At 60.8% G+C, this 20,793-nt stretch carries 17 protein-coding genes; 9 read left to right on the top strand and 8 right to left on the bottom strand.

Features of this window, described 5'->3' with window-relative positions:
* Nucleotides 1–25 precede the first annotated feature (25 nt).
* Nucleotides 26–1,015, bottom strand: coding sequence for a TIM barrel protein (locus tag LQK84_RS05590; RefSeq protein WP_230827690.1), 990 nt, complete (start codon nt 1,013–1,015; stop codon nt 26–28).
* A gap of 190 nt (nt 1,016–1,205) precedes the next feature.
* Between LQK84_RS05590 and LQK84_RS05585 the strand changes: the two genes are divergently transcribed.
* Nucleotides 1,206–2,798: an FAD/NAD(P)-binding protein gene (locus LQK84_RS05585; protein ID WP_230827688.1), complete on the top strand. Its 1,593-nt coding sequence runs from the start codon at nt 1,206–1,208 to the stop codon at nt 2,796–2,798.
* A 9-nt stretch (nt 2,799–2,807) separates the two neighbouring features.
* On the opposite strand, the gene LQK84_RS05580 is transcribed toward LQK84_RS05585, so the two are convergent.
* The 5 genes from LQK84_RS05580 to LQK84_RS05560 are packed head-to-tail and all read right to left on the bottom strand — an operon-like array spanning nt 2,808 to nt 8,677.
* A complete protein-coding gene (locus LQK84_RS05580) occupies nt 2,808–4,946 on the bottom strand; it encodes a peptidase domain-containing ABC transporter (RefSeq protein ID WP_230827686.1) in 2,139 nt (712 codons plus the stop codon).
* Nucleotides 4,943–6,280: an HlyD family secretion protein gene (locus LQK84_RS05575; RefSeq protein WP_230827684.1), complete on the bottom strand. Its 1,338-nt coding sequence runs from the start codon at nt 6,278–6,280 to the stop codon at nt 4,943–4,945. The genes LQK84_RS05580 and LQK84_RS05575 overlap by 4 nt, the downstream gene beginning before the upstream one ends.
* Nucleotides 6,267–7,199 carry an LpxL/LpxP family acyltransferase gene (locus tag LQK84_RS05570; RefSeq protein ID WP_230827683.1) on the bottom strand — a complete coding sequence of 311 codons (933 nt, stop codon included), beginning with the start codon at nt 7,197–7,199 and terminating at the stop codon, nt 6,267–6,269. Before LQK84_RS05570 ends, LQK84_RS05575 begins: the two co-directional genes overlap by 14 nt.
* A gap of 3 nt (nt 7,200–7,202) precedes the next feature.
* A complete protein-coding gene (locus LQK84_RS05565; protein ID WP_230827682.1) occupies nt 7,203–8,390 on the bottom strand; it encodes a beta-ketoacyl-[acyl-carrier-protein] synthase family protein in 1,188 nt (395 codons plus the stop codon).
* Complete coding sequence (locus LQK84_RS05560) at nt 8,390–8,677, bottom strand: acyl carrier protein (RefSeq protein WP_230827681.1); 288 nt, start codon at nt 8,675–8,677, stop codon at nt 8,390–8,392. The genes LQK84_RS05565 and LQK84_RS05560 overlap by 1 nt, the downstream gene beginning before the upstream one ends.
* A gap of 577 nt (nt 8,678–9,254) precedes the next feature.
* Here LQK84_RS05560 and LQK84_RS05555 point away from each other — a divergent pair.
* On the top strand, nt 9,255–9,923 hold the full coding sequence (locus LQK84_RS05555; protein WP_230827680.1) for a transglutaminase-like cysteine peptidase: 669 nt from the start codon (nt 9,255–9,257) through the stop codon (nt 9,921–9,923).
* Here the strand turns inward: LQK84_RS05555 and LQK84_RS05550 are convergent.
* Entirely contained in the window at nt 9,911–10,237 is a 327-nt protein-coding gene (locus tag LQK84_RS05550; protein ID WP_230827679.1) for a hypothetical protein, read from the bottom strand. The genes LQK84_RS05555 and LQK84_RS05550 overlap by 13 nt on opposite strands.
* A gap of 131 nt (nt 10,238–10,368) precedes the next feature.
* Nucleotides 10,369–12,108, bottom strand: coding sequence for a hypothetical protein (locus LQK84_RS05545; protein ID WP_230827678.1), 1,740 nt, complete (start codon nt 12,106–12,108; stop codon nt 10,369–10,371).
* 439 nt (nt 12,109–12,547) lie between these two features.
* Here LQK84_RS05545 and LQK84_RS05540 point away from each other — a divergent pair, with 439 nt between their 5' ends.
* The 7 genes from LQK84_RS05540 (at nt 12,548) to LQK84_RS05510 (ending at nt 20,676) form a co-directional block, all read left to right on the top strand.
* Nucleotides 12,548–13,624, top strand: a complete 1,077-nt coding sequence (locus LQK84_RS05540) for an HD-GYP domain-containing protein (RefSeq protein WP_230827677.1) — start codon at nt 12,548–12,550, stop codon at nt 13,622–13,624.
* The gene (locus tag LQK84_RS05535) at nt 13,621–13,947 is read left to right on the top strand and encodes an STAS domain-containing protein (protein ID WP_230827676.1); all 327 of its coding nucleotides are present in this window, start codon (nt 13,621–13,623) and stop codon (nt 13,945–13,947) included. The genes LQK84_RS05540 and LQK84_RS05535 overlap by 4 nt, the downstream gene beginning before the upstream one ends.
* Nucleotides 13,944–14,312 carry a response regulator gene (locus LQK84_RS05530; RefSeq protein ID WP_230827675.1) on the top strand — a complete coding sequence of 123 codons (369 nt, stop codon included), beginning with the start codon at nt 13,944–13,946 and terminating at the stop codon, nt 14,310–14,312. The genes LQK84_RS05535 and LQK84_RS05530 overlap by 4 nt, the downstream gene beginning before the upstream one ends.
* A complete protein-coding gene (locus LQK84_RS05525) occupies nt 14,309–16,327 on the top strand; it encodes a chemotaxis protein CheA (RefSeq protein WP_230827674.1) in 2,019 nt (672 codons plus the stop codon). The genes LQK84_RS05530 and LQK84_RS05525 overlap by 4 nt, the downstream gene beginning before the upstream one ends.
* A complete protein-coding gene (locus tag LQK84_RS05520; RefSeq protein ID WP_230827673.1) occupies nt 16,324–16,836 on the top strand; it encodes a chemotaxis protein CheW in 513 nt (170 codons plus the stop codon). Before LQK84_RS05525 ends, LQK84_RS05520 begins: the two co-directional genes overlap by 4 nt.
* Before the next feature lie 22 nt (nt 16,837–16,858).
* Nucleotides 16,859–18,550 (top strand): methyl-accepting chemotaxis protein, encoded by a 1,692-nt coding sequence (locus LQK84_RS05515; RefSeq protein WP_230827671.1) that lies wholly within the window; start codon nt 16,859–16,861, stop codon nt 18,548–18,550.
* A gap of 209 nt (nt 18,551–18,759) precedes the next feature.
* Nucleotides 18,760–20,676: a CHASE3 domain-containing protein gene (locus tag LQK84_RS05510; RefSeq protein ID WP_230827670.1), complete on the top strand. Its 1,917-nt coding sequence runs from the start codon at nt 18,760–18,762 to the stop codon at nt 20,674–20,676.
* Nucleotides 20,677–20,793 lie beyond the last annotated feature (117 nt).

Genomic DNA, 20,793 nt, shown 5'->3' with positions numbered 1-20,793 from the left:
TCGCCTCCATGTGTGGCCCGCATCGCTATGCCAGCGGCCCCAGCATCGCCTCCTGCACGATTGCCTGTGCCGAGACGGCGTCCTGCCGCTCGGTTGCGGCCGCCAGCAGATTGTTGCCATCGAGACGATCAGCCACCTGCAGCATGCGCCTGACTGTCCTGATATTGACCTCGCATTCATGTGCGGGATCAAGCCCCGTCATGTCGGGGAACGTATCGAAATAGATCGCACCCTGATAGCCGTCGCGCCGGATCTGGCGGAGCAGTTCGATCGTCTGCACGGAGTGCACCGCGCCCACCATCAGGCCGTCGTCCCGCTTCGAATAGCCGTCGTTCAGATGCACGCCCAAAAGCTTGCTGTGGCGGGCGATCAGCGCGGCGGCAAAGGCAGGCTGCTCATCGGCGTAAAGCACATGCGCGAAATCGAGCGTCACGCCAAGATTGGCAGCAGCAACATCGCGGATCGCGAGCAGCGTTGTCGCGCAGTCCGGCATCAGGCTGTAGGAGCGCGGCTCGTTGGGCTTGTATTCGATGGAGATCATGCAGTCCGGATCATGGGCGCAGACTTCACGAATTCCGTCGATTTCGTATTGCCAAAGGCGATCGTAATCTGCCTGGAAGGCATAGTCGAACCCGTCCTGCCCGAGCCAGATCGTCATCAGGCTGGAGCCCGCCTCGCGCGCCGCATCAATGCCGGCCTTGGTCAGATCGATAGCCTCGCGCCGAACCTTCGCATCAGGATGGGTGAACGCCCCGAGCTTGAAAGCAGGGTTGGTATAGTAGCGCATGGCAAAGCCGTTGATCGACAAGCCAAGATCACCAATCTTTCGGGCCAGATCGCCGGGTTTTTCGCCGACATGGTCGGGATAGTTCAGATCGAGATCCGTCAATCCATCAACCTTGGCAGCGCGTGCCGCCATCTGGAGAACTGTCGGCTTACCCTTCAGGTCAGGCCATTCGGCGCCAGGATTGGAGGCAAAGGAATTCAGGCGTGTGGCAAAACGGAGCGCGGACAAGAACTTTGACCTCGTTGTGATCTTCAGGCCTCATACTTCACAACATTTAGCACATTTGTAAAGTGAATTCATCCATGACGGCGCACCGCACAGCCCATTGCACACAGTCGCCGTCGTCCAGCGCCTGCCGACCGGCGACACACGGAACCAACGGGTTCACCGGCCGTTTCGTGTTTTTGGGAGCAATCACATGAACTGCGAAATCGGGATTGTCGGCTGCGGCCCGACCGGGCTCTACACCCTTGCCGAATTGATCCGCTGCCCGCAGCCCCTGACGATAACGATCTTCGACAAGGGCGAATGGGCAGGCGCCGGAACGCCCTATTCCCGCGACGGCGCCAATAGGCTGATGCTGGCCAATATCGCCAGTATCGAAATACCGCCCCTGACCCAGACATTTCTGCAATGGATGCAGGGCTGCGAGCCGCGCATCCTTGAGAGCTACGGCATCACACAGGACATGCTGAACGATCGCCTGTTTGCTCCGAGACTGCTCCTCGGCTGCTATCTTCACGATGAGTTGCTGGAGCTGATCCGCATCGGGCGTGAACAGGGTCACACAATTCGCCTGGTTGAGCGGCTTGAAGTCGTGGACATCGTGGCGGAAGGCACGCGTTTCCGGGTCGACACAGCCGAAGGCCGTCACGCCCAGCGCTTTGACAAGCTGATCCTGGCAACGGGCCACGACTTCGAGCCCACGCAGGACGACGACCACTATTTCGCCAACCCGTGGACGGGCTTGATCGGAACGGAAGTCCCTGCCTGCAAGATCGGCATTCTCGGAACCTCGCTCAGCGCCATTGATGCGGCACTGGCCGTCGTCTGTCAGCACGGTCAGTTTGAATGGGACAAGGAGGACCTCCGGTTCACGCTCGAAAATCCCGGCCTCACGATCACCATGATGTCCCGCAACGGCCTGCTGCCGGAAGCCGACTTTTACTGCCCAATACCGTATCTTCCCCTCGAACGCATGACGGAGCCCGCTCTCGAAGATTGCGTGCAACAGACGGAAGCACTGGATGCCGTCTTTTCCCTCTTCCGCGATGAACTCGCGCTGGCCGACCCCGCCTATGCGGCCAAGACCGACCTTCACCACCTGAGCGCGGACAGTTTCGCGGATGCCTATTTTGCCGAGCGCGCGGAGTCTGATCCCTTCCGCTGGGCGCGGAAGAACCTGAATGAAGTGGTGCGCAACAAGGAGCACCGGATCACGGTGCCGTGGCGCTATGCGATCCTGCGGATGCATGAGCCTGTCGAGACGATCGTGGCGCAACTGTCGGAGGAAGATCGCGTGCGGTTCGACCGCGGCCTGAAGCGCGTCTTCGTCGACAATTACGCCGCCGTCCCACCTGAATCCATTCGACGCCTGCTGGCCCTGCGGGATGCGGGGATCCTGAAGGTTCAGACGCTCTCCGAGGACTACGAGATTGTGAAGGGGAGTGAAACGACGATGATTTCCTCGCCGGAGGGGAGCGATGAATTCGATGTCTTCATCGACGCAACGGGGCAAAAGCCCCAGACCGTCGAGGACATCCGGTTTCCAAGCCTGCGCCGCGCGCTGCAAGAGGACGGGCAGACCATCCCTCGCCTGCACAAGAGCTTCGCTCTGCGCGCCCCCGAACCATTTGCGGGAAATCTCTATTTCGGAGCGATCCCGTTCCTCATGCACAATCGTCCCTTCGTGCAGGGAATTGTCGCCTCAAAGGAACTGGGTGAGATCATGAGCCTCGACATCATCCAACACGTCGAGGCTGAGGAGCAGACAGAGCAGCTTTGTGCCTGAGGGCCTGCGTCACTTCTTCGCGGCACGCCTGTTGACCGGCGGCTCCACCACGACCGGCTCAAGCCTGCCACCCTGCAGGCGATAGGCGCGATCGACATAGTCCAGCAGCCGCTCGCTGTGCGTCACGAAGATCTTGGCGCCCGGCAGCGGGCAGATCGCCTCAAGAAGCGCCTTCTCGGTGCCGGCATCGAGATTGGCGGTGATCTCGTCGAACAGCATCAGCCTGGGGCGCCGGCAGATCACACGCGCGGCGAGCAGCCGGCGACGCTGACCGGTCGAAAGCAACGTGTTGTTGTTGGCGACGATCGTCGCCAGCCCCTGCGGCAGGGATTCGATCTCGGAGGTCAGCCCGACGAGGTCGAGCGCCTCCTGCACCCGGTCGAGCGAAATGTCCGGATCGAACATCGAAACGTTTTCGACAATGGTCGCCTGGAACAGGCCGTCTTCCGCGAAGACCGCGCCGATATTGTTGCGATACTCGATCAAGCCGAAACGTGACAGTGGCTGGCCATCGACCAGAACGGAGCCGGAGGTCGGTTCGGCGACGCTGGCAATGACCTTCAAAAGCGATGACTTGCCCGAGCCCGACTCGCCAATGATCGCGATCCGCTCATAGCGATCGACATCGATGGAGAGTTCCGCATTGACGACCACCGGACGGCGGTCCTCGCCAAAGGAAATCGACACATCCTTGACCGCCAGATCCTTGCGGATCGTCTTGCGGATGGCTTTGGCGCCGGAGGCGACCTCGGGTGCCGCCTGGATGACATCCTCAAGCCGGCGCACATGCGAGCCGATCACGGTGAGATGCATGAGGTTCACAGTCAGCGTATCGGCCATCAGGAAGAAGGAGCCGCGCAGCGCGAAGAAGGCATAGAGCATGCCGATGGTCATCTTGTTGGTCAGAACGGCGGCCACACCAGCATAAAGGGTCGCAACCGTGCCAACCATGACGACGACGTGGATAAGCAGCTGGGCATCGATCTGCAGTTTGCGCGACAGGAAATCGCGGCTCGCAAAACGCGCCATCTTCTCGAACCAGCGCTGCTCGAAACGACCGCTGACATTATGCGCCTTGATCGTCGAAATCCGGTCGAGACCATCCAGAAGCGTGCTGACCTCCACGGTGCGGGCGGCAAGCGACTCGTTCGTCGCATCCCGGGTGCGAGCCAGATAGAGCGCACGGGCGCCGATCGCCAATGCGAGCGTCGCCAGCACCATGAAGGTCATGGAGGTCGAGTAGTAGAACATCAGCGCGACCGAGAGGATCGACACCAGCGCATCGGCAATCGAGCGCACCAGCCCATCAGAGGCAAAGGCTTTCACCTGATCGATCGATTCCAGTCGCGTCACGAAATCACCCGGATGCCGGGCCTCGAAATAACGCAGCGGCAGGCGCAAGCCATGGCCGACCACGGATCGCGTGAACTGCACCTGCATGCCCACGGATGTCCGCAGAATGATCACGTCGCGAAGCCAGCGCCCGACGGCTTCGAAAAGCAGCAGGGCACAGAGGCCGATCGTCAGGATGCCGAGGAGATCGACGTCGGACTGCGGCAGCACGAAGTCGAGAGAAATCTGCAGCAGGATCGGCGTTGCGAGAGCCAGAACACCCACCGCAGTCGAGACGATGAGGATGCGGCGGGTTGCCTCGCGGAACCCGTTGGTGGACTTCACGACATCCCAGAATGTCAGCCCGTCCTGCGCAGCGATCTTGTCCATGGCAAGGCGCGGCTCGAGTTCCAGCACGACGCCTGAGAAGTACCGTTCGAAATCGGCCCTGTCGAAGGTGCGCGGACCGATGGACGGGTCCTGGATGTGGAAGCGGCCACCGCTGATGCGCTCCAGCACGACATAGTGCTGGCCTTCCCAGTGAAGGATCGCGGGGAGCTTCAGCGCGTCCATCTCGTCCGTGTTCTGGACGGCAAGGCCGCGCGCATCGAAGCCGAACACACCGGCAAGGTTATAGAGCTCAGCCAGCGACATGCCGCCGCCGGTGACCTGATGGACCGAGCGCATGTAGGGCATGTTGACATTGTGACCATAGGCGTTGGCGATCATCGCCATGCAGGCGAGCCCGCATTCCTGGCTTTCGTTTTGCAGCACCGTCTGAACGGTCGGTTTACCGGAGAAGAATGGAAGTCTCACAGGCGCCCCCTCATGGCCAGAATGGGATCGATGACCCAGTTGATCAGCCGGCGGCGCTCAACCACGACATCGGCGGACAGGGAAGAGCCGACAAGAATAGGGCGATCGATGCCATAGGCATTGATGGTGCGATCGTCAGGCTCGACTTCGACGAGATAGCGCGACTGCGGTGGCGGCGCGGGGCCGGCATCGCCGAGCTTCGGGTCCACGAAAGGCTTGTCGTCGGCAACAGCCTTCGGCAGGCTCACCGGCTGCTCGCCAATGGAAATCACCTTGCCGTATTTGACGCCGAAGGTCTTGTAGGGGAAGGCGTCGTATTTCAGCACGACGCGCTGCCCGATCGTCAGGAGACCCATCGTCTTCGACGGCGCTTCGAGTGCGACAGTGAAGGGCGCGGTCGGATCGCCGATGGCAACAACGGTATCGCCGGTTGCGACCTGCGAGCCCTCGCGCACATTGACCGCAGCAATCTGACCTGCGGTCACGGCCAGGATGTCGGTCGCAATCGCCGATTTCGCCTGCTCGATCTGCGAGATGAGGCCTGCCCTGGCACGCTCAAGATCGGCGAGCTGGCTGTTGCTGCCATTGTTGTTCTGTTCGACCGTGCGGCGGCGGTCGATGCGCGTGGACGTCAGCTGCGTGATCTGCAGGCGAATGTCGGCTAGCTGGCGCTTGTAGTCCTGCAACGCGCGCTCCTGGACGGAGACGAGATCGCGTGTCGCAAGACCACGCTTCAGATATCCGCGAAGCTTCTCGACGGCGGCGGCCTGCTGGTCCACCGCGCGCTTCATGTCGACTTCCTGCTGCTCCAGATTGGCAGCGAGCTTCTTCGAGCTGTCTTCATAGGTCCTGAGGTCCCCGGCATCGCGCGTCATCAGATCCTTGATCTCGGCAATGCGCCGGTCGATGCTGTCGGTCTGGCTCCTTAGTGCAGCAAGTTCAACCTCCGACAGCGACTTGTTGCCCGCGCCTGACTGCTGCGGCGTGATCGTCAGGAGCTTCTGCCCCGGCTTGACCGTGTCCCCCTGCCTGACCCAGATGGCCGAAACGGTGCCGGCGACCGTGGAGTTCACGCGCTGGCTGCCCTTGGCCCCCAGGACGACGCCGCGCATCGTTTCCTGCTTGGAGAACGTGCCGATCCACAGGCCGCCGATGATGACGATGGCAAGCGCGGAAAAGAAGACGACCATCAGGCTGGCGGCGGTGTCGCGGCGAAACTCGATGGAGGAGCCGAGATCATGCAGGCCCGTGACCTCGAAATTGCCAAGCGCCGTCTGCGGCCGCCTGGTCCCGCCCAGACGGAACAGTCTCTTGATGACATCAGGCAGTTGCATCGCGCTCGCCCTCCCCTTCGTCCCCCTCGGCGGGGTCCAGATAAAATTCGTCTATGCGTGTCCACATGTGCCACTGCGCCGGCGCGGGGCGGATGAAGGCCTCGATCTGCCGGGCAAGATCGGCCGCAAGCTCGGCGCGCGCGGCAGGATTGGTCTCGGCCACCTCGAAAGGCTGGCCCAGAACGATTTCGTCACCATCGAGATGCGAATGAACGGCCATGGGCATCACGACGGCCTTCAGCATGCGCGCCATCGAATCCAGACCGAGCGCGATGGCCGCCGGCATGCCGAAAAGCGAAACGGAGGCCGGAACGCCATAGGTCCGCGGCAGGTCGATGAGGGACACCACGACCGCGCCCTCACGGGCGTAGCGCATGGCATCCATGAAATCCGCCGGATTGCGGGTGTTCAGAATGCGGATTTCGCCCGCCACCGCCTTCAGCCGGTCCATCGCCAGATTGTTGATGGCGTGATCTTCACGCGCTCTCAAGATCAGCAGGCGTCGCCCCTTGAAATAGCGCCACAGCATGTGACTGACCCCGAGGGGGAAGATGCCCATATGCATGGGCGCGAGGATCACGGACTGGCCGCTGTCGGCGATGCGCTGGGCCAGATGATGGTCGCTCACCCGCACGCGATCGCTCTCGGCGACCATCGCGTCGATGGGGCGTATCGTGCTCGCCAGCCATTCGATCTGCTGCAGGTAATCTTGAAAATCGTGCTCGACCGCAATCGCGCGGGCACCTGCACGCCCAACCCGCAATCTCTGCTCAAGGATGGCCTCGAGCCCGAAACCGACATCGCGGCGAAACGGGAGGCTCAGCTTCCAGCCCAACCGCAGCAACCGCCTTCGATACGGCAGCGGCAGCGATGCCAGATATCTCCCCGCGACGTGCTGGATTGTGCGCTTCGTCTCCATGGGTCAGACCGTGAAGACCAGAGTGGCGTTGAGCCCCCCGAAAGCGAAGGAGTTCGACAGCGCGGCGCGCAGCGGTGCCTGCCGCGCGACATTCGGCACATAGTCCAGATCGCATTCGGGATCGGCTTCGAGATAGTTGGCCGTCGGTGGAATTTCGGCCTTCTGCAGCGCCAGGATCGTTGCCACGGCCTCGATCCCGCCAGCTGCACCCAGACCATGCCCCGTCACGCTCTTGCTGGCGCTGATCGGCGGAGCGCCGGTCCCGAAAACCGCCTTGATCGCCGCCGTCTCGGCGCGGTCATTGGCAAGTGTTCCCGTTCCGTGGGCGTTGATGTAGTCGACATCCCCGGGCTCAAGTCCTGCTGCCTTGAGAGACGCGTTCATGACGAGCGCCATCCCCTCCTCGGACGGATTGAACATGTCGCCGGCATCCGCCGAGCAGGCAAAACCCGCGCACTTCACAAGAACCGTTGCCCGGCGCCCCTGCGCATGCGCGGCACTTTCCAGCACCAGCACGCCCGCGCCCTCGCCCAGCAGCAGGCCGAGACGTCCCTTGGAAAAGGGACGGCAGACATCGGGCGCCAGAATGCGCATGCTGTCCCAGGCGAGCAGCGTGCCGCGGCTTAGCGGCGCCTCGGCACCTCCCACCACAGCCACATCCGCCAGGCCGGATTTTATCAGTTCCGCACCAATTCCGATGGCATGGGTCCCCGACGCGCAGGCGCTGGCGATGACGAATGTGGGGCCTTTCAGCCCATAGGCGATCGACACCCAGCTTGCCGAGGAACTCGACATGGATTTCGATACGGCCATAGGATGGGGGCGCGGCTGGCCGTCGTGATAGAGACGGTAGAACTGTTCGTCGAGCGAGGTCAGGCCTGCCCCGCCGTTACCGATGATCACTGCGACGCGGCTGAGATCGGTGTTCTCGGCGGTTATTCCGGCCATGGCCAGCGCCTCGCCGGCCGCCAGCACTGCAAGCTGCGCACTGCGGTCCAGCGCGGCGGCCTTGACCGGCAGCCTGTCCGCGATCGTGTCGTCCGTCACCTCGGCCGCCCGGATCTTGCCCTCGGGAAGCGCTTTTGGTGGCGCGGTGACGGCTTGCCCGTTTCTCAGCAGATGCCAGAAGGCGGAGACATCGCTGGCCCCCGGTGCGATGATGCCAAGGCCCGTGGCAACGACGTCGCGCATCACGCAGCCTCGTTCGGGTTACCCGCAGCGCGCTTCGCCTTGGCCGCGACCAGCTCGTCGATCAGGCCGGCGATATCGCCCACCGTCTTCAGCCGGCCGGCCACGTCATTCTGATTATGGTCGATATGGATGCCGAACTCTTCCTCGACCTGGAAGACGAGCTCGATGAAATCGAAGGAGTCGATCCCGGCGTCTTCAAGCGACGTCTCCGCGGAGATGGTCGATGCGTCCTTACCGGTCTGCTTTGCGATATAGTCGGCAACACGGGCGAAGGTCGATTGGCTCATACCAGAACTCCAAACACTGCCTGAGCTCACCGCCGGCCTTGCACCGCAGACATTCCGAGGAACGATTGCAGTTCGTGACCTGGAGCCCGGCTCACAAAAGAGGCTCGCAACAAGCCCCGAAATGGACGGGCGAGCCTCCCCGGTCAGGAAAGCGGTCTCCCGGAAGGTTAGTCTCATCAGTTTCGACGCCAGTTCCGGCGGCAAAAGGGACCAACGGCTTTCGCCGCTGTCTCCCGCAGCCCCCAAAGAACCGAAAATTCAATTAGTATCTCAAAATATAATGGGCATCTTCGACATATAAACATCTATTCATATAAATAATACTGTTCTATCCGGAAATTAAACACAAGAGATGGCGCCATTTGCGACTGATTAACCTTAATGTATACAGCTTTACTAAAACGCGAAATATTCCACGCGGAAGTCGTCTTGGGATCCCCAACGCCGCCACTCGGCAGCTAATCTTCGGTAACCATATGAAGCCGACGTGCCCCGATTGATAAAATGCGATCAATTCGGGAGGCAGAAAATTTCAGGCTGCGGACGTTGAATGCCCTCAAAAGAAGAGGGCAACACAATGTTCCGCACCATCGCCGCCGCACTCGCAACACTTTCCCTGGCTCTTATCGCGCAGGGCGCCAGCGCCAGCCCACATGCGAAGGCCGGCTTCGAGCCGCGCGCCTATGCCGAAACCACCGGCGCGACATCGGTGCCGATCGGCTGGCACCTCTTCTGCAAGGAGCACACGGTCGAATGCCACCAAGCCTCGGGCAGCGCACAGAATGTGACGCTGACGGAGCAAAACTGGAAAACGCTGATCGAGATCGACAGGCTGGTGAACCAGAACATCGCCGGCATTTCGGATGAAGATCACTATCACATCCGCGCCAAGGGCATTGCCAACTGGTGGACCTATCCGGACGACGGGATGGGCAATTGCAATGACTACGCAATTCTCAAGAAGCGACTGCTGGTCGAAGCGGGATGGCCGAGTTCGTCACTCTTTCTCACCGTCGTTCTTGACCATCACAACGAGGGACATCTCATCCTGATGGCCCGCACGGATCGCGGCGACCTCATCCTGGACAATCTCGAAGACAAGGTGCTGCTCTGGTATCAAACCGGCTACACCTTCCTGAAACGCCAGGCTGGCGACGACCCGGATACGTGGCTGTCCTTCAGCAACGACGTCAGGAACCTCGACAAGGTCGCAGCACTCTCGTCCACCGCCGCTCAGCAGCCGTAACGTTTCCAGTAGACGTCAACGAGACTGCCACCATCCCGATCGAGAATGGCGAAGTTGCCGGGAACCACCGCGAAAAAGCGCTCGGTTCTGCGGCCCTGCCCCTGCTCATCCTCTGAAACCCGCCCACAGGCGACAAATCCTGGCAAATCGGTGCTGGGCGCGATCTTCTCGACCTCGACTGCCGCAAGTTCAGCGCCAAGGCGCCGGGCAAGCGCCGTATCAACCCGCGCCGGGACATCGCGTTCTTCCGGCAACGGATCACCCGGAGCTGCCGTCAGGATGAGAAGCGCGGGGGCTATCGCGAAGAGCTTCATGTACTAAATATCCATCGCAACTGCATCCACAACCAATAGGTCATGGCGCCTCGCCACGGCGGTCAACCGCAGCGGTCCACATCATGCACACGAACCCGCGGAGATGAAAGAGGGAGGTGACTGCACCGGCTCTAGAACAGGGCGTCTTCCAGCAGATCATCGTCGGACGCGGCCGGAGCTTCTTCGACGGCAGACGTGACGCCAAAGACGCTGGCGTGGATGTTGCGTTCCGCCACCATCGTGTAGGTCTTGCCGATCCTTTCGCCGATTGCGGCGAGCGTTGGGGTCATGCCGAAATCGGCATCATGCTGCTGGCTTGCAGCAACCGCCTCGTCCGTGCAGGACGCCATGATCTCGCCAATGCCGGCCTTGAAGTCGAGGCGGCTGATCGCTCTCATCACCTTGGCGGACATATCCTCTGCGGTCAGGCGCAGGGCCTGCAGGTTGTCTTCCATCGTTTTGGCCGCTTCAGCCAGCATCGGAACGGCAGAATCCAGCAAGCCTTCGAGGCTTTCCGTCTCGCCATCGCTTTCGCCCGCATCCGCCGTGCTGAGGCCGGCAGCATGCTGCTGCAATTGCTTGAGCGTCGTGAGGATCTGCGCGGCATCATCGTCGAGAACGGACGCGAAGACGCGCAGTTCGCCGGTCACGACATTGATCGGACGCCCCTCCTCGCCCAGACGGCCACAGCGCAGCGTCGTGTTGAGCGCCATATACTGAATGTCGCGACGCACCAGCTGGATGGTCTCGACGCTGGTGGTCAGTTCGCCGACCAGAACGGCTGTGTTCTGACTGAGAGATGCCGCAACAGATGCGGCATGGCCGATCTTGGCCACCATGCCGCGCGCAGCGACCAGGTCGCCATGCAGGACCGAAATGGGATTTCCACGTTCGGGATGCTGCGCGAGGATCATGGCTTCGTAAAGCTTCATGAGAGCCGAAACGTCGCCGCCCAGACTATGTATCGTCTCGACAACCCGGCCTGAATCGCGATGGAAGTCGGCGGTGGACTCCGCCAGAAGCTCCGCCACCAGCCGGGTGACCGTTGCCATTATCAGGTCACGCTCGTCGGCGCCGACACGCTGTCCCTCATTCGACTCCAATGCCTCGCGCGCGATGTCGAAGGCGGTCTGGCAATGTTCGATGCGCTGACGGGTGATGTCGCCAATCTGCATGGCGGAGAGAACCTGGCCGACCTTGGCCTGCGCCTTGCGGGCGAGGTCGGCGACCTTCAGGGCCATGGCCGAAAGATTCTGCTTTTGGGCGTCGATTTCAGCGCCGTTCTTCAGGAGACGCGAGACGATGTTGGGCAGATCGTCGAAATGGTTTTCGAGAGGTCCGCCGCTCTTCAGGTCTGCGCCGTCAATCTGGGCAGACAAGGCGTCTACGCGCGACGCAAGCGTCTTGACCTCCTGGGTCGCGAACTGGATGCGCTCCATGATCTCGGACACGAAATCCGAGAAATCGGCGACGTTCGCACCGGCAATCTTCGCGGTCATCGCGAACGTCCGCAGATAGCGGAGAGCCTCGTTCATGGAATCGATGTTGCGGGAAAACTCTCCGCTGATCTGCTTGACGGCGGCAAGGCTTGCCTGCCGCGTGGCATGGTTCTCCGGCACCGCCTTCAGCAACTCGGCCGTCAGCACCAGCTTGCGCTTGGCCTCCTTGGCCTCTTCGTCCTTCAGCGATGTCCCGACCTGATCCAGAAGCTCCACGAGTTTGGAAAGTGTATCAAGGACCGTGACAAGCACCGAGCCGCCGTCGAGGAAACGCTCCTCCAATTGCCCACGCGCACTCTCCAGCCGCTCCAGGAGAGCGGTTTCCGAAAAGCGCTCTTCAACCTGCCGGAAGGAAGCGGTTCCCAAACTCATTATGGCCTCGTTTAGCTCTTGTTTGAATCGAACCTAAGCCAAACCCCACAACATCGGGTTAACGGCCAATAAGCCTTTACAAAATTGGCCAGGAACATCGCTACTTCTAGCGAGAAGACCTCCGCACTTAACATATGTCAAGAATTAGATTCAGCTTAACTAAATAAAAAATAAACTATACTTTTTCAGTTTTTCAGAAAAGTGATGCTTATCTGCGAAACTTCTAAAGTCCCCCAAAACTGACGGTATTTGGGTACTGACCGCGAATTAAGAGGGATGGTTTCTAGTAGGTATACATTAAGAAGCTGTTAGGCATTTCATGGTCTGCTTTAAGCGTCAGGTTGAATAACCTCGATTACAGTAAAAATTCCGAAAGGCGGGGGCCAGGGGAATTGAAAATTTTCAAGAGTACCCGACTTGGAAAGAATTTGAGCGGAACATGAATATATTCTTGATAGACGACAGCATCTCTATGATCTTCGCATTTGAGAGAGCAATCAATTCGATTGCCGACTGCCAAATTTATTCGTTCCAGGAGCCTCTAAAGGCGCTAGAAAAGCTTGAGAGCATGGCCCCCGATCTTGTGCTCGTCGACTACGAAATGCCGACCATGAACGGCATTGAGGTCATCAAGTCGATCCGTGCCAATGAGGGAACGGCGACGGTTCCGGTGATCATGATCACGTCGACCACCGACAAGAGCATCAAGCTTACTGCAATCGAAGCGGGTGCCACGGAGTTCCTGCACAAGCCGTTCGACGATACCGAGCTGCGCATCCGCGTCCAGAACCTTCTGAACATCCGCTCGGCCCAGCTCGAACTCACCGAACAGGCAGCCGATCTGAACCGCAAATACGAAGACGCGATGGCGCGCATCAACCGGCGTGAAGAAGAGATCATCTGGCGCCTGTCCAAGGCAATCGGCATTCGCGACGGAGATACTGGGAACCACATCGATCGCGTCTCCTATATTGCAGGTATGATTGCAGAAGAACTGGGCCTCGACCAGGAAGTCTGCCGGATGATCTTTCTGGCAAGCCCCCTTCACGACGTCGGCAAGCTTGGCGTGCCGGACAGCATCCTGCTCAAGCCCGGCAAGCTGACGGCCGAGGAATTCGGCGTGATGCAGCAGCACACCGAACTCGGCGCACAGATCCTCGGCGGCAGCAGCAGCAAGCTGATCCAAGTTGCCGAGACCATTGCCGCCAACCATCACGAAAAGTGGGACGGCACCGGCTACCCGAAAGGCCTGAAGGGAAACGACATTCCGATCGAAGCGCGGATTGTCGCCATCGCCGACGTGCTCGACGCCCTTTGCTCGGACCGCCCCTACAAGAATGCATGGCCGCTGGATGCCGCCTTCGCGGAAGTCCTCAATGCCAGCGGCAAACACTTCGATCCCGTCTGTGTCGCAGCCTTCTGCCGCCGCTGGCCGGAGATCCGGCAGACATTTAGCACATCGCAGAAAGCCGATGTCGACAACGTCACTGAATTCAACGTTGGGAAAACAGCATGAAAACCGAAACCGCAGCCCTGTCCCTCAACGGACCGCTCACCATCAAGACCATCACCGGCGCACGCGACATCCTGCAGGCGTTCATCGGTGAGAATGCGCAGCGCGGCAAGACCCTGACGATCGACATCGACGACGCCGGGGAATGCGATCTGACGGTGGCGCAGCTCGTCATCTCGGCACAGAAATCGGTCGCCGCACACGGCGCAAAACTAAAGCTCGCAAAACCGGCTGCCGGCAATTTCCTGGCAGTGATCGAGCGCATGGGTCTTTTGACCGGTGACAAGAAACAGGACGGCTTCTGGCTGGAAGGAAAAGCAATATGAGCGCAAACATTTTGACCGTAGACGATTCCGCGAGCATCCGGCTGACGACGCGCCTTGCGCTGACGAGCGCCGGTTACAAGGTGACCGAGGCCGTGGACGGAGCCGATGGGCTTGCCAAGATGAAGTCGGGCACCTTTGACCTGATCGTTACCGATCTGAACATGCCGAACATGGACGGCCTGACGATGATCCGCAGCCTGCGCAAGCTGCCGGCCTACATGGGCACCCCTGTCATCTTCCTGACGACGGAATCCGACGGCGAACTGAAGCAGCAGGCCAAGGACGCAGGCGCGACCGGCTGGCTGACCAAGCCCTTCGAACCCGACATGCTGGTCAAGATCACCAAGAAGGTCCTTGGAAGATGAACAATCCCGATCCGATTGCAGTGTTCAAAACGGAGGCGCTCGAGCAGCTTGAGCTGATTGAAGCCGGCCTTCTCGACCTCACGCGCGACCTTGACGACAAGGCGCAGATCGACGCGGTGTTCCGCGGCCTTCACACGCTCAAGGGCTCCGGCTCCATGTTCGGCTTCGACCAGCTCGCAGCCTTCACGCATCATTGCGAGACTGCGTTCGACCGGGTTCGCAAGGGCGAGGCTCCGGCAACGATCGACCTCGTCAGCGCCGTTCTTGATGCGCAGGGCCACATGCTGGCTCTCCTGCAGACGCCGAACGGCGATCATGAAGCGATGAGCGCCAAGCTCCTGGACAATCTCCAGCGCGCCGTCGGCGGCAGCGCAAAGGCTGCAACGCAGCATGCCGTCGCCGAACAGGCCGCCGCCTCGGCTCCGGTCGCTGCGGGGCTATCGACCTGGGAGCTCACGTTCAGCCTGCCGCTGAACGCCATGATCAACGGCACCAACCCGCTCGGCCTCCTCGACGAACTTCGCGAACTTGGCGACGCCCGCGTCGAAGCTCTGACCGACAATATCCCGGGGCTGGAAGAGATCGATCCGCGCGAGGTTCATCTCGCCTGGCGCGTCACGCTCAAGACCGACAAGCCGAAGGGCGACATCGAGGACGTCTTCATCTTCGTGATGGACGACATGGTGATGGACCTCAAGCAGACGGAGGCCCCTGCGGCACCGGCCGCGAAGACGGCCGCAGCCTCGGCGATCGACAGCGACACGGACGCGGCCAAACACGCCGCCGCCGCAACGGACGCCAACAAGGCACAGCAGCCCGTCGACGCCAAGGCGCAGAAGCAGGCCGACAACGTTCGCGTCCCGGCCCTTCGCCTTGATGAAATGATGGACCGCGTCGGCGAGCTCGTCATCGCACAGTCCCGCCTCAGCCAGATGGCGGGCTCTGCCGCCGACCTCGGCCTGCGGTCGGTTTCGGAAGAAATCGAACGCCTGGCCGGCGAGTTGCGCGACACGATGATGGTGCTGCGCATGATGCCGGTCGCCAGCCTCTTCAGCCGCTTCCGCCGACTGGTTCACGATCTCGCCCGCGAAACGGGCAAGGACATCGAGCTGATCACCGAAGGTGAAATGACGGAAGTCGACAAGACGGTCATCGACCGCCTCGCCGATCCGCTGGTCCATCTGGTCCGCAACTCGGTCGACCATGGGCTTGAAACGCCCGAAGACCGCATTGCCGTCGGCAAGTCGCCAGTCGGGCGGGTCCATCTCTCCGCCCACCAGACGGGCAGCGAAGTGGTCATCACCATCCGGGACGACGGCCGCGGCATCGATCGCGCCCGGGTTCGGGCGAAGGCCGAAGCCAATGGCCTGATCCAGCCGGGCACGCAGCTCAGCGACCAGGAACTCCTGCAGCTGATTTTCCAGCCGGGCTTTTCAACGGCGGAAAAGGTCACCAACCTCTCCGGTCGCGGCGTTGGCATGGACGTCGTCAAGAAGACGATCGAAACGCTGCGCGGCGCCATCGACGTCAAGAGCAATCCGGGCGAAGGTTCGGAAATCGCGCTGCGCATTCCGCTGACGCTCGCCATCATCGACGGACTTCTCGTCCGCGTCGGCAGCGGCCGCTACGTCCTGCCGCTTTCGGCGGTCGAGGAATGCCTCGAACTGTCGATCGAGGAAGATCTCAAGTCGCGCGGCCGCAGTTTCATCTCGCTCAGGGACGATCTCGTACCGTTCCTGCGCCTGCGCGAACTCTTCCGCACAGGCACCCAGCCCGATCCCTTCCAGAAGGTCGTCGTTGTTTCGACCGGTACGGAACGCGTCGGGCTCGTGGTCGACCAGATCATCGGCGACCATCAGACAGTCATCAAGAACATGTCGAAACTTCATGATCACGTCTCGGCCTTTTCGGGCGCGACGATCCTTGGCGACGGCAATGTGGCGCTCATCCTCGATGTTGCGCATCTCATTGCCGCCGGCCAGCACCAGGAGGCGCAATTGCGGGCAGCAGGATGAGCGAAGCAACACAAAAAGCAGATCACCGCGCAATCTGGAATGGCGCGGACGAACTCTCGGTTCTCACATTCTGCCTCAACGGCGAAACCTTCGCCATAGAGGCAGTCATCGTCCAGGAAATTCTTGACCTGCTTCCGGAGACAAGTGTTCCGGGCAGCTTGCCCTTCGTCGGCAGCGTCATCAATTTCCGCGGAAAGGTCATTCCGCTGGCCGACATTCGCGTCGCCTTCGGAATGGAAGCTGGAAACGTCACGATCGACAGCCGGATTGTCGTGACGGAACTCGATCTCGAAGGCCAGACCACGCTTGTGGGGATGCGTACGGACAAGGTTTTCGAAGTCACCAGCCTGCCGGTCACAGCCAGCGAGCCGCCACCCATCGTCGGCATGCGCTGGAGGCCGGATTACATCCACGCCCTCGTCAAGCGCGAAGGCGAATTCATCATTCTTCCGAACCTACAGGCAATCTTCTCGTCGCAGCAGAACAACGCGCTGCAGGCGACGGGTTGAAGCAAACATACTGGAGCCCCACATGCGATTTACAATTAAGTCAAAGCTTGCCATTTCCTTTTTGATCATGATTGCCCTTCTGATTGGCAGCGCGGTCTACAGCATCAAGAGCCTCGGCAACATCAACGATGCAATGACGGCCATGACCAATGGCCCTGTGACGCGGCTCGAATTGATACTGCGGATCAAGGTCGAGGCGCTCCAGACCATTCGTCAGCAGAAGAACGTTTTGCTGGCCGCCGGTCAGGCCGAAATCGACGCCGCCAAAGCCAAGGGCGACGCCGCGAGAGTTGCTCTCGCAAAATCCATCGACAACGCACTTTCGATCTCCACCGCAGAAGGCCGTCCGCGCTGGCTGAAGGTGCAGGAACTTGTCGCAGCCAACAATGCTGCAGACGACAAGATCCGCGCGTTCATCAGCAACGGCGACATGAACCAGGCCATGCGCGTTTCGACTTCGGAAGCGCGTGACGTCATCAACCAGCTTGACGACGCCGTCAACGCGCTGGTCGATCTCTCCAAGGATCAGCTGACCGCCGCCAATGCCGAAACCGATGTGGTCTATGACAGCACCAAGCACATCATGATCGGAACGGCCATCGGCGCAACACTGATCGCTGTTATCGCAGCCATCTGGATTTCGTTGACCATCGGGCGCGGCCTCAACCGGGCTATCGTCTCGGTCCGTGACGTTGCGGAAGGCGATCTTACCAAGATGGCCGAGATCACGACGCATGACGAAGTTGGCGACCTGCTTGGTCATGTCAACTCGATGGTCGAGCGCCTGCGCGGCGTCGTCGGCGATGCGCTTTCGGCCGCCGACAACGTTTCCTCGGGCAGCCAGCAGCTTTCTTCGGGCTCTGAACAGCTCTCGCAGGGCGCAACCGAACAGGCCTCCTCTGCCGAAGAAGCCTCCGCTTCGATGGAAGAAATGGCCGCCAACATCAAGCAGAACGCCGACAACGCCGCCCAGACGGAAAAGATCGCCCGTCAGTCGTCGAAGGACGCCGAAGCCTCTGGCGAGGCGGTCAACAAGGCCGTCAACGCCATGCGCACGATTGCCGAGAAGATCTCGATTGTCCAGGAAATCGCCCGCCAGACCGACCTTCTCGCCCTCAACGCCGCTGTGGAAGCAGCCCGCGCCGGCGAACATGGGCGCGGCTTCGCGGTCGTCGCTTCCGAAGTCCGCAAGCTTGCTGAACGCAGCCAGCTGGCCGCTGCCGAAATCTCCGGTCTCTCGGGAGAAACCGTGAAGGTTGCGACGGAAGCCGGCGAAATGCTCTCGAAGCTGGTTCCGGATATCCGCAAGACGGCGGAACTGGTTGCGGAAATCTCTGCAGCCTGCCGTGAACAGGATATCGGCGCCTCGCAGATCAACGAGGCGATCCAGCAGCTCGACAAGGTGACGCAGCAGAACGCCGGCGCATCGGAAGAAATGTCGGCAACGTCCGAAGAACTCGCCGCCCAGGCGGAAGAACTCCAGGCCTCCATCGCCTTCTTCAAGGTCGATGCCTCAGGCCCGGCGCAGGACATGAGCAACGTGAAGAAGCTGAAGACGGTTGCGGCAAAAATGTCCGCACCGCCTGCAAAGCGACCGGCAGCAAAGCCGGCGATGACGAAGGCTCCGGCCCGCGCGACCTCCAAGGGCTTCATGCTCGACATGGACATGGGTGGCCCGGATAGCGACGACGCGGATTTCCGCCAGAGCGCCTGACACTGAAAATACCGGTGGGCTTCGCCGAACAACCCGAAGCCCACCGGCCTGACGCCAGACGATGACATGCGGGCAGCTCGCAAGAGGTGCCCGAAGGAGAGCAAACCAGCGACGGATCGCCTTCCGTATGACTGCAGAAGACCAAGACAGAGGCGAACAAGAACAATGCTGACAATCAAGTTTTAGCGACCCCTTTGAAGGAATTTTGTATGTTGAACAACCTGTCCATTCCCAAGAAGCTGATGCTGGCGCTCGGCCTGATCATCCTGACGATTCTCTCCGTCAACACGGTGATCTACATGAAGTCCGGCGAAGTTCGTCAGACCACGTTCTGGAATGATCACACCCTGAAGGTGATCGCCGCCTCGAATGACATTGTTGCCAACATGGTCAACCAGGAGACAGGTTTCCGCGGCTTCCTGCTCTCCGGCGAACAGAAATTTCTTGAGCCCTACAAGAACGGCTGGGACGGCTTCGGCAAGGCATGGAGCGACGCCAAGAGCCTGACTTCGGACAATCCGGCACAGCAGCAGCGCCTCGATGAGGTGCGTGCGCTCGCCGAAAAGTGGCACAATTCGATCGCTGAGAATGCAATCGCACAGATGGCGCACCCGGAAACGCGGGAAGCCGCCCGTCAGACCGAAATCTCCGGCGCCGGCAAGGAATCGATGGACGGCCTGCGCAAGAAGGTTGCCGAAATCATCAATGCCGAAGCGGCCCTTCTCGCACAGCGCCAGCAGGCTCAGACGAATGCGCTCGACCTGGTCAACGAGATCATCATTGCCGGCATCATCATCAGCCTTGTCATCGCGCTCGCCTCCGGCTTCCTGATGACGAAGACGATCGCCAAGCCGATCGGCGAGGTCAACGAAGCGCTTTCCAAGCTGGCAATCCCGCTGGAAACCGGCCGCCGCGACGAAATCGGCCAGATGCAGGGCGCAGCCCAGGCCGTCGAAGCGGCCTTCCGCGATATCTCCTCCGTCCTGAAGACCGTTTCGACCGGCGATCTCAGCCGCGAACTGGAACGCGACTACGGCGCGCTGAGCAGCGAAGTCAGCAGCAACCTGACCGACATGGTCGGCAACCTGCGCAACACGGCCCGCGTCGCCGACCTGATCGCCAATGGCGACCTGACCATCACGCCGAAGCCGCTGTCCGACAAGGACACGCTTGGAATCGCGCTTCAGTCGATGGTCGAGCGTCTGCGCGGCGTCGTCGGAAACGCGCTCTCTGCCGCTGACAACGTCTCCTCGGGCAGCCAGCAGCTCTCGTCTGGTTCGGAACAGCTCTCGCAGGGCGCCACCGAACAGGCCTCCTCTGCCGAAGAAGCCTCCGCTTCGATGGAAGAAATGGCCGCCAACATCAAGCAGAACGCCGACAATGCCGCCCAGACGGAAAAGATCGCCCGCCAGTCGTCGAAGGACGCCGAAGCATCGGGTGAAGCCGTCAACCGCGCGGTCAACGCCATGCGCACGATTGCTGAGAAGATCTCCATCGTCCAGGAAATCGCCCGCCAGACCGACCTGCTCGCCCTCAACGCCGCTGTCGAAGCAGCCCGTGCAGGCGAACATGGCCGTGGCTTCGCGGTCGTCGCTTCCGAAGTCCGCAAGCTTGCCGAACGCAGCCAGCAGGCCGCCGCCGAAATCTCGGGCCTGTCCGGTGAAACCGTAAAGGTCGCGACCGAAGCTGGTGACATGCTCTCGAAGCTGGTTCCGGATATCCGCAAGACGGCGGAACTGGTCGCCGAGATCTCGGCCGCCTGCCGCGAACAGGACATCGGCGCTTCGCAGATCAACGAAGCCATCCAGCAGCTCGACAAGGTGACGCAGCAGAACGCCGGCGCATCGGAAGAGATGTCGGCCACATCTGAAGAGCTCGCTGCCCAGGCAGAAGAACTCCAGGCCTCCATCGCCTTCTTCAAGGTCGATCTGGCCGGTCAGTCGCGCACCGTCCATGCAGTCCAGCATTTGCAGGCAACTGCCGCCAAGATGGCAGCTCCCGCCGGCAAGCGCCCGGTCCAGAAGGCCGCCGCGCCGAAGGCCCCTTTGAAGACCAAGGGCTTCAATCTCGACATGAACATGGGCGGACCGGACAGCGACGACGACGATTTCCGCCAGAGCGCCTGATCGCTCTGACGTGACAAAACGGATACCGGCGGCACCGTCGCCGGTATCGGACGAAGAAAGAATGAAAAGAAGACATGGGACTGAACGGAACGGGTCCGGCCAGCCGCATAAACAGGG

It is taken from the genome of Rhizobium sp. C4, from assembly GCF_021026315.1.
GTDB lineage: Bacteria > Pseudomonadota > Alphaproteobacteria > Rhizobiales > Rhizobiaceae > Ensifer_A.
This window is presented reverse-complemented; position numbering and strand designations above follow the sequence as displayed.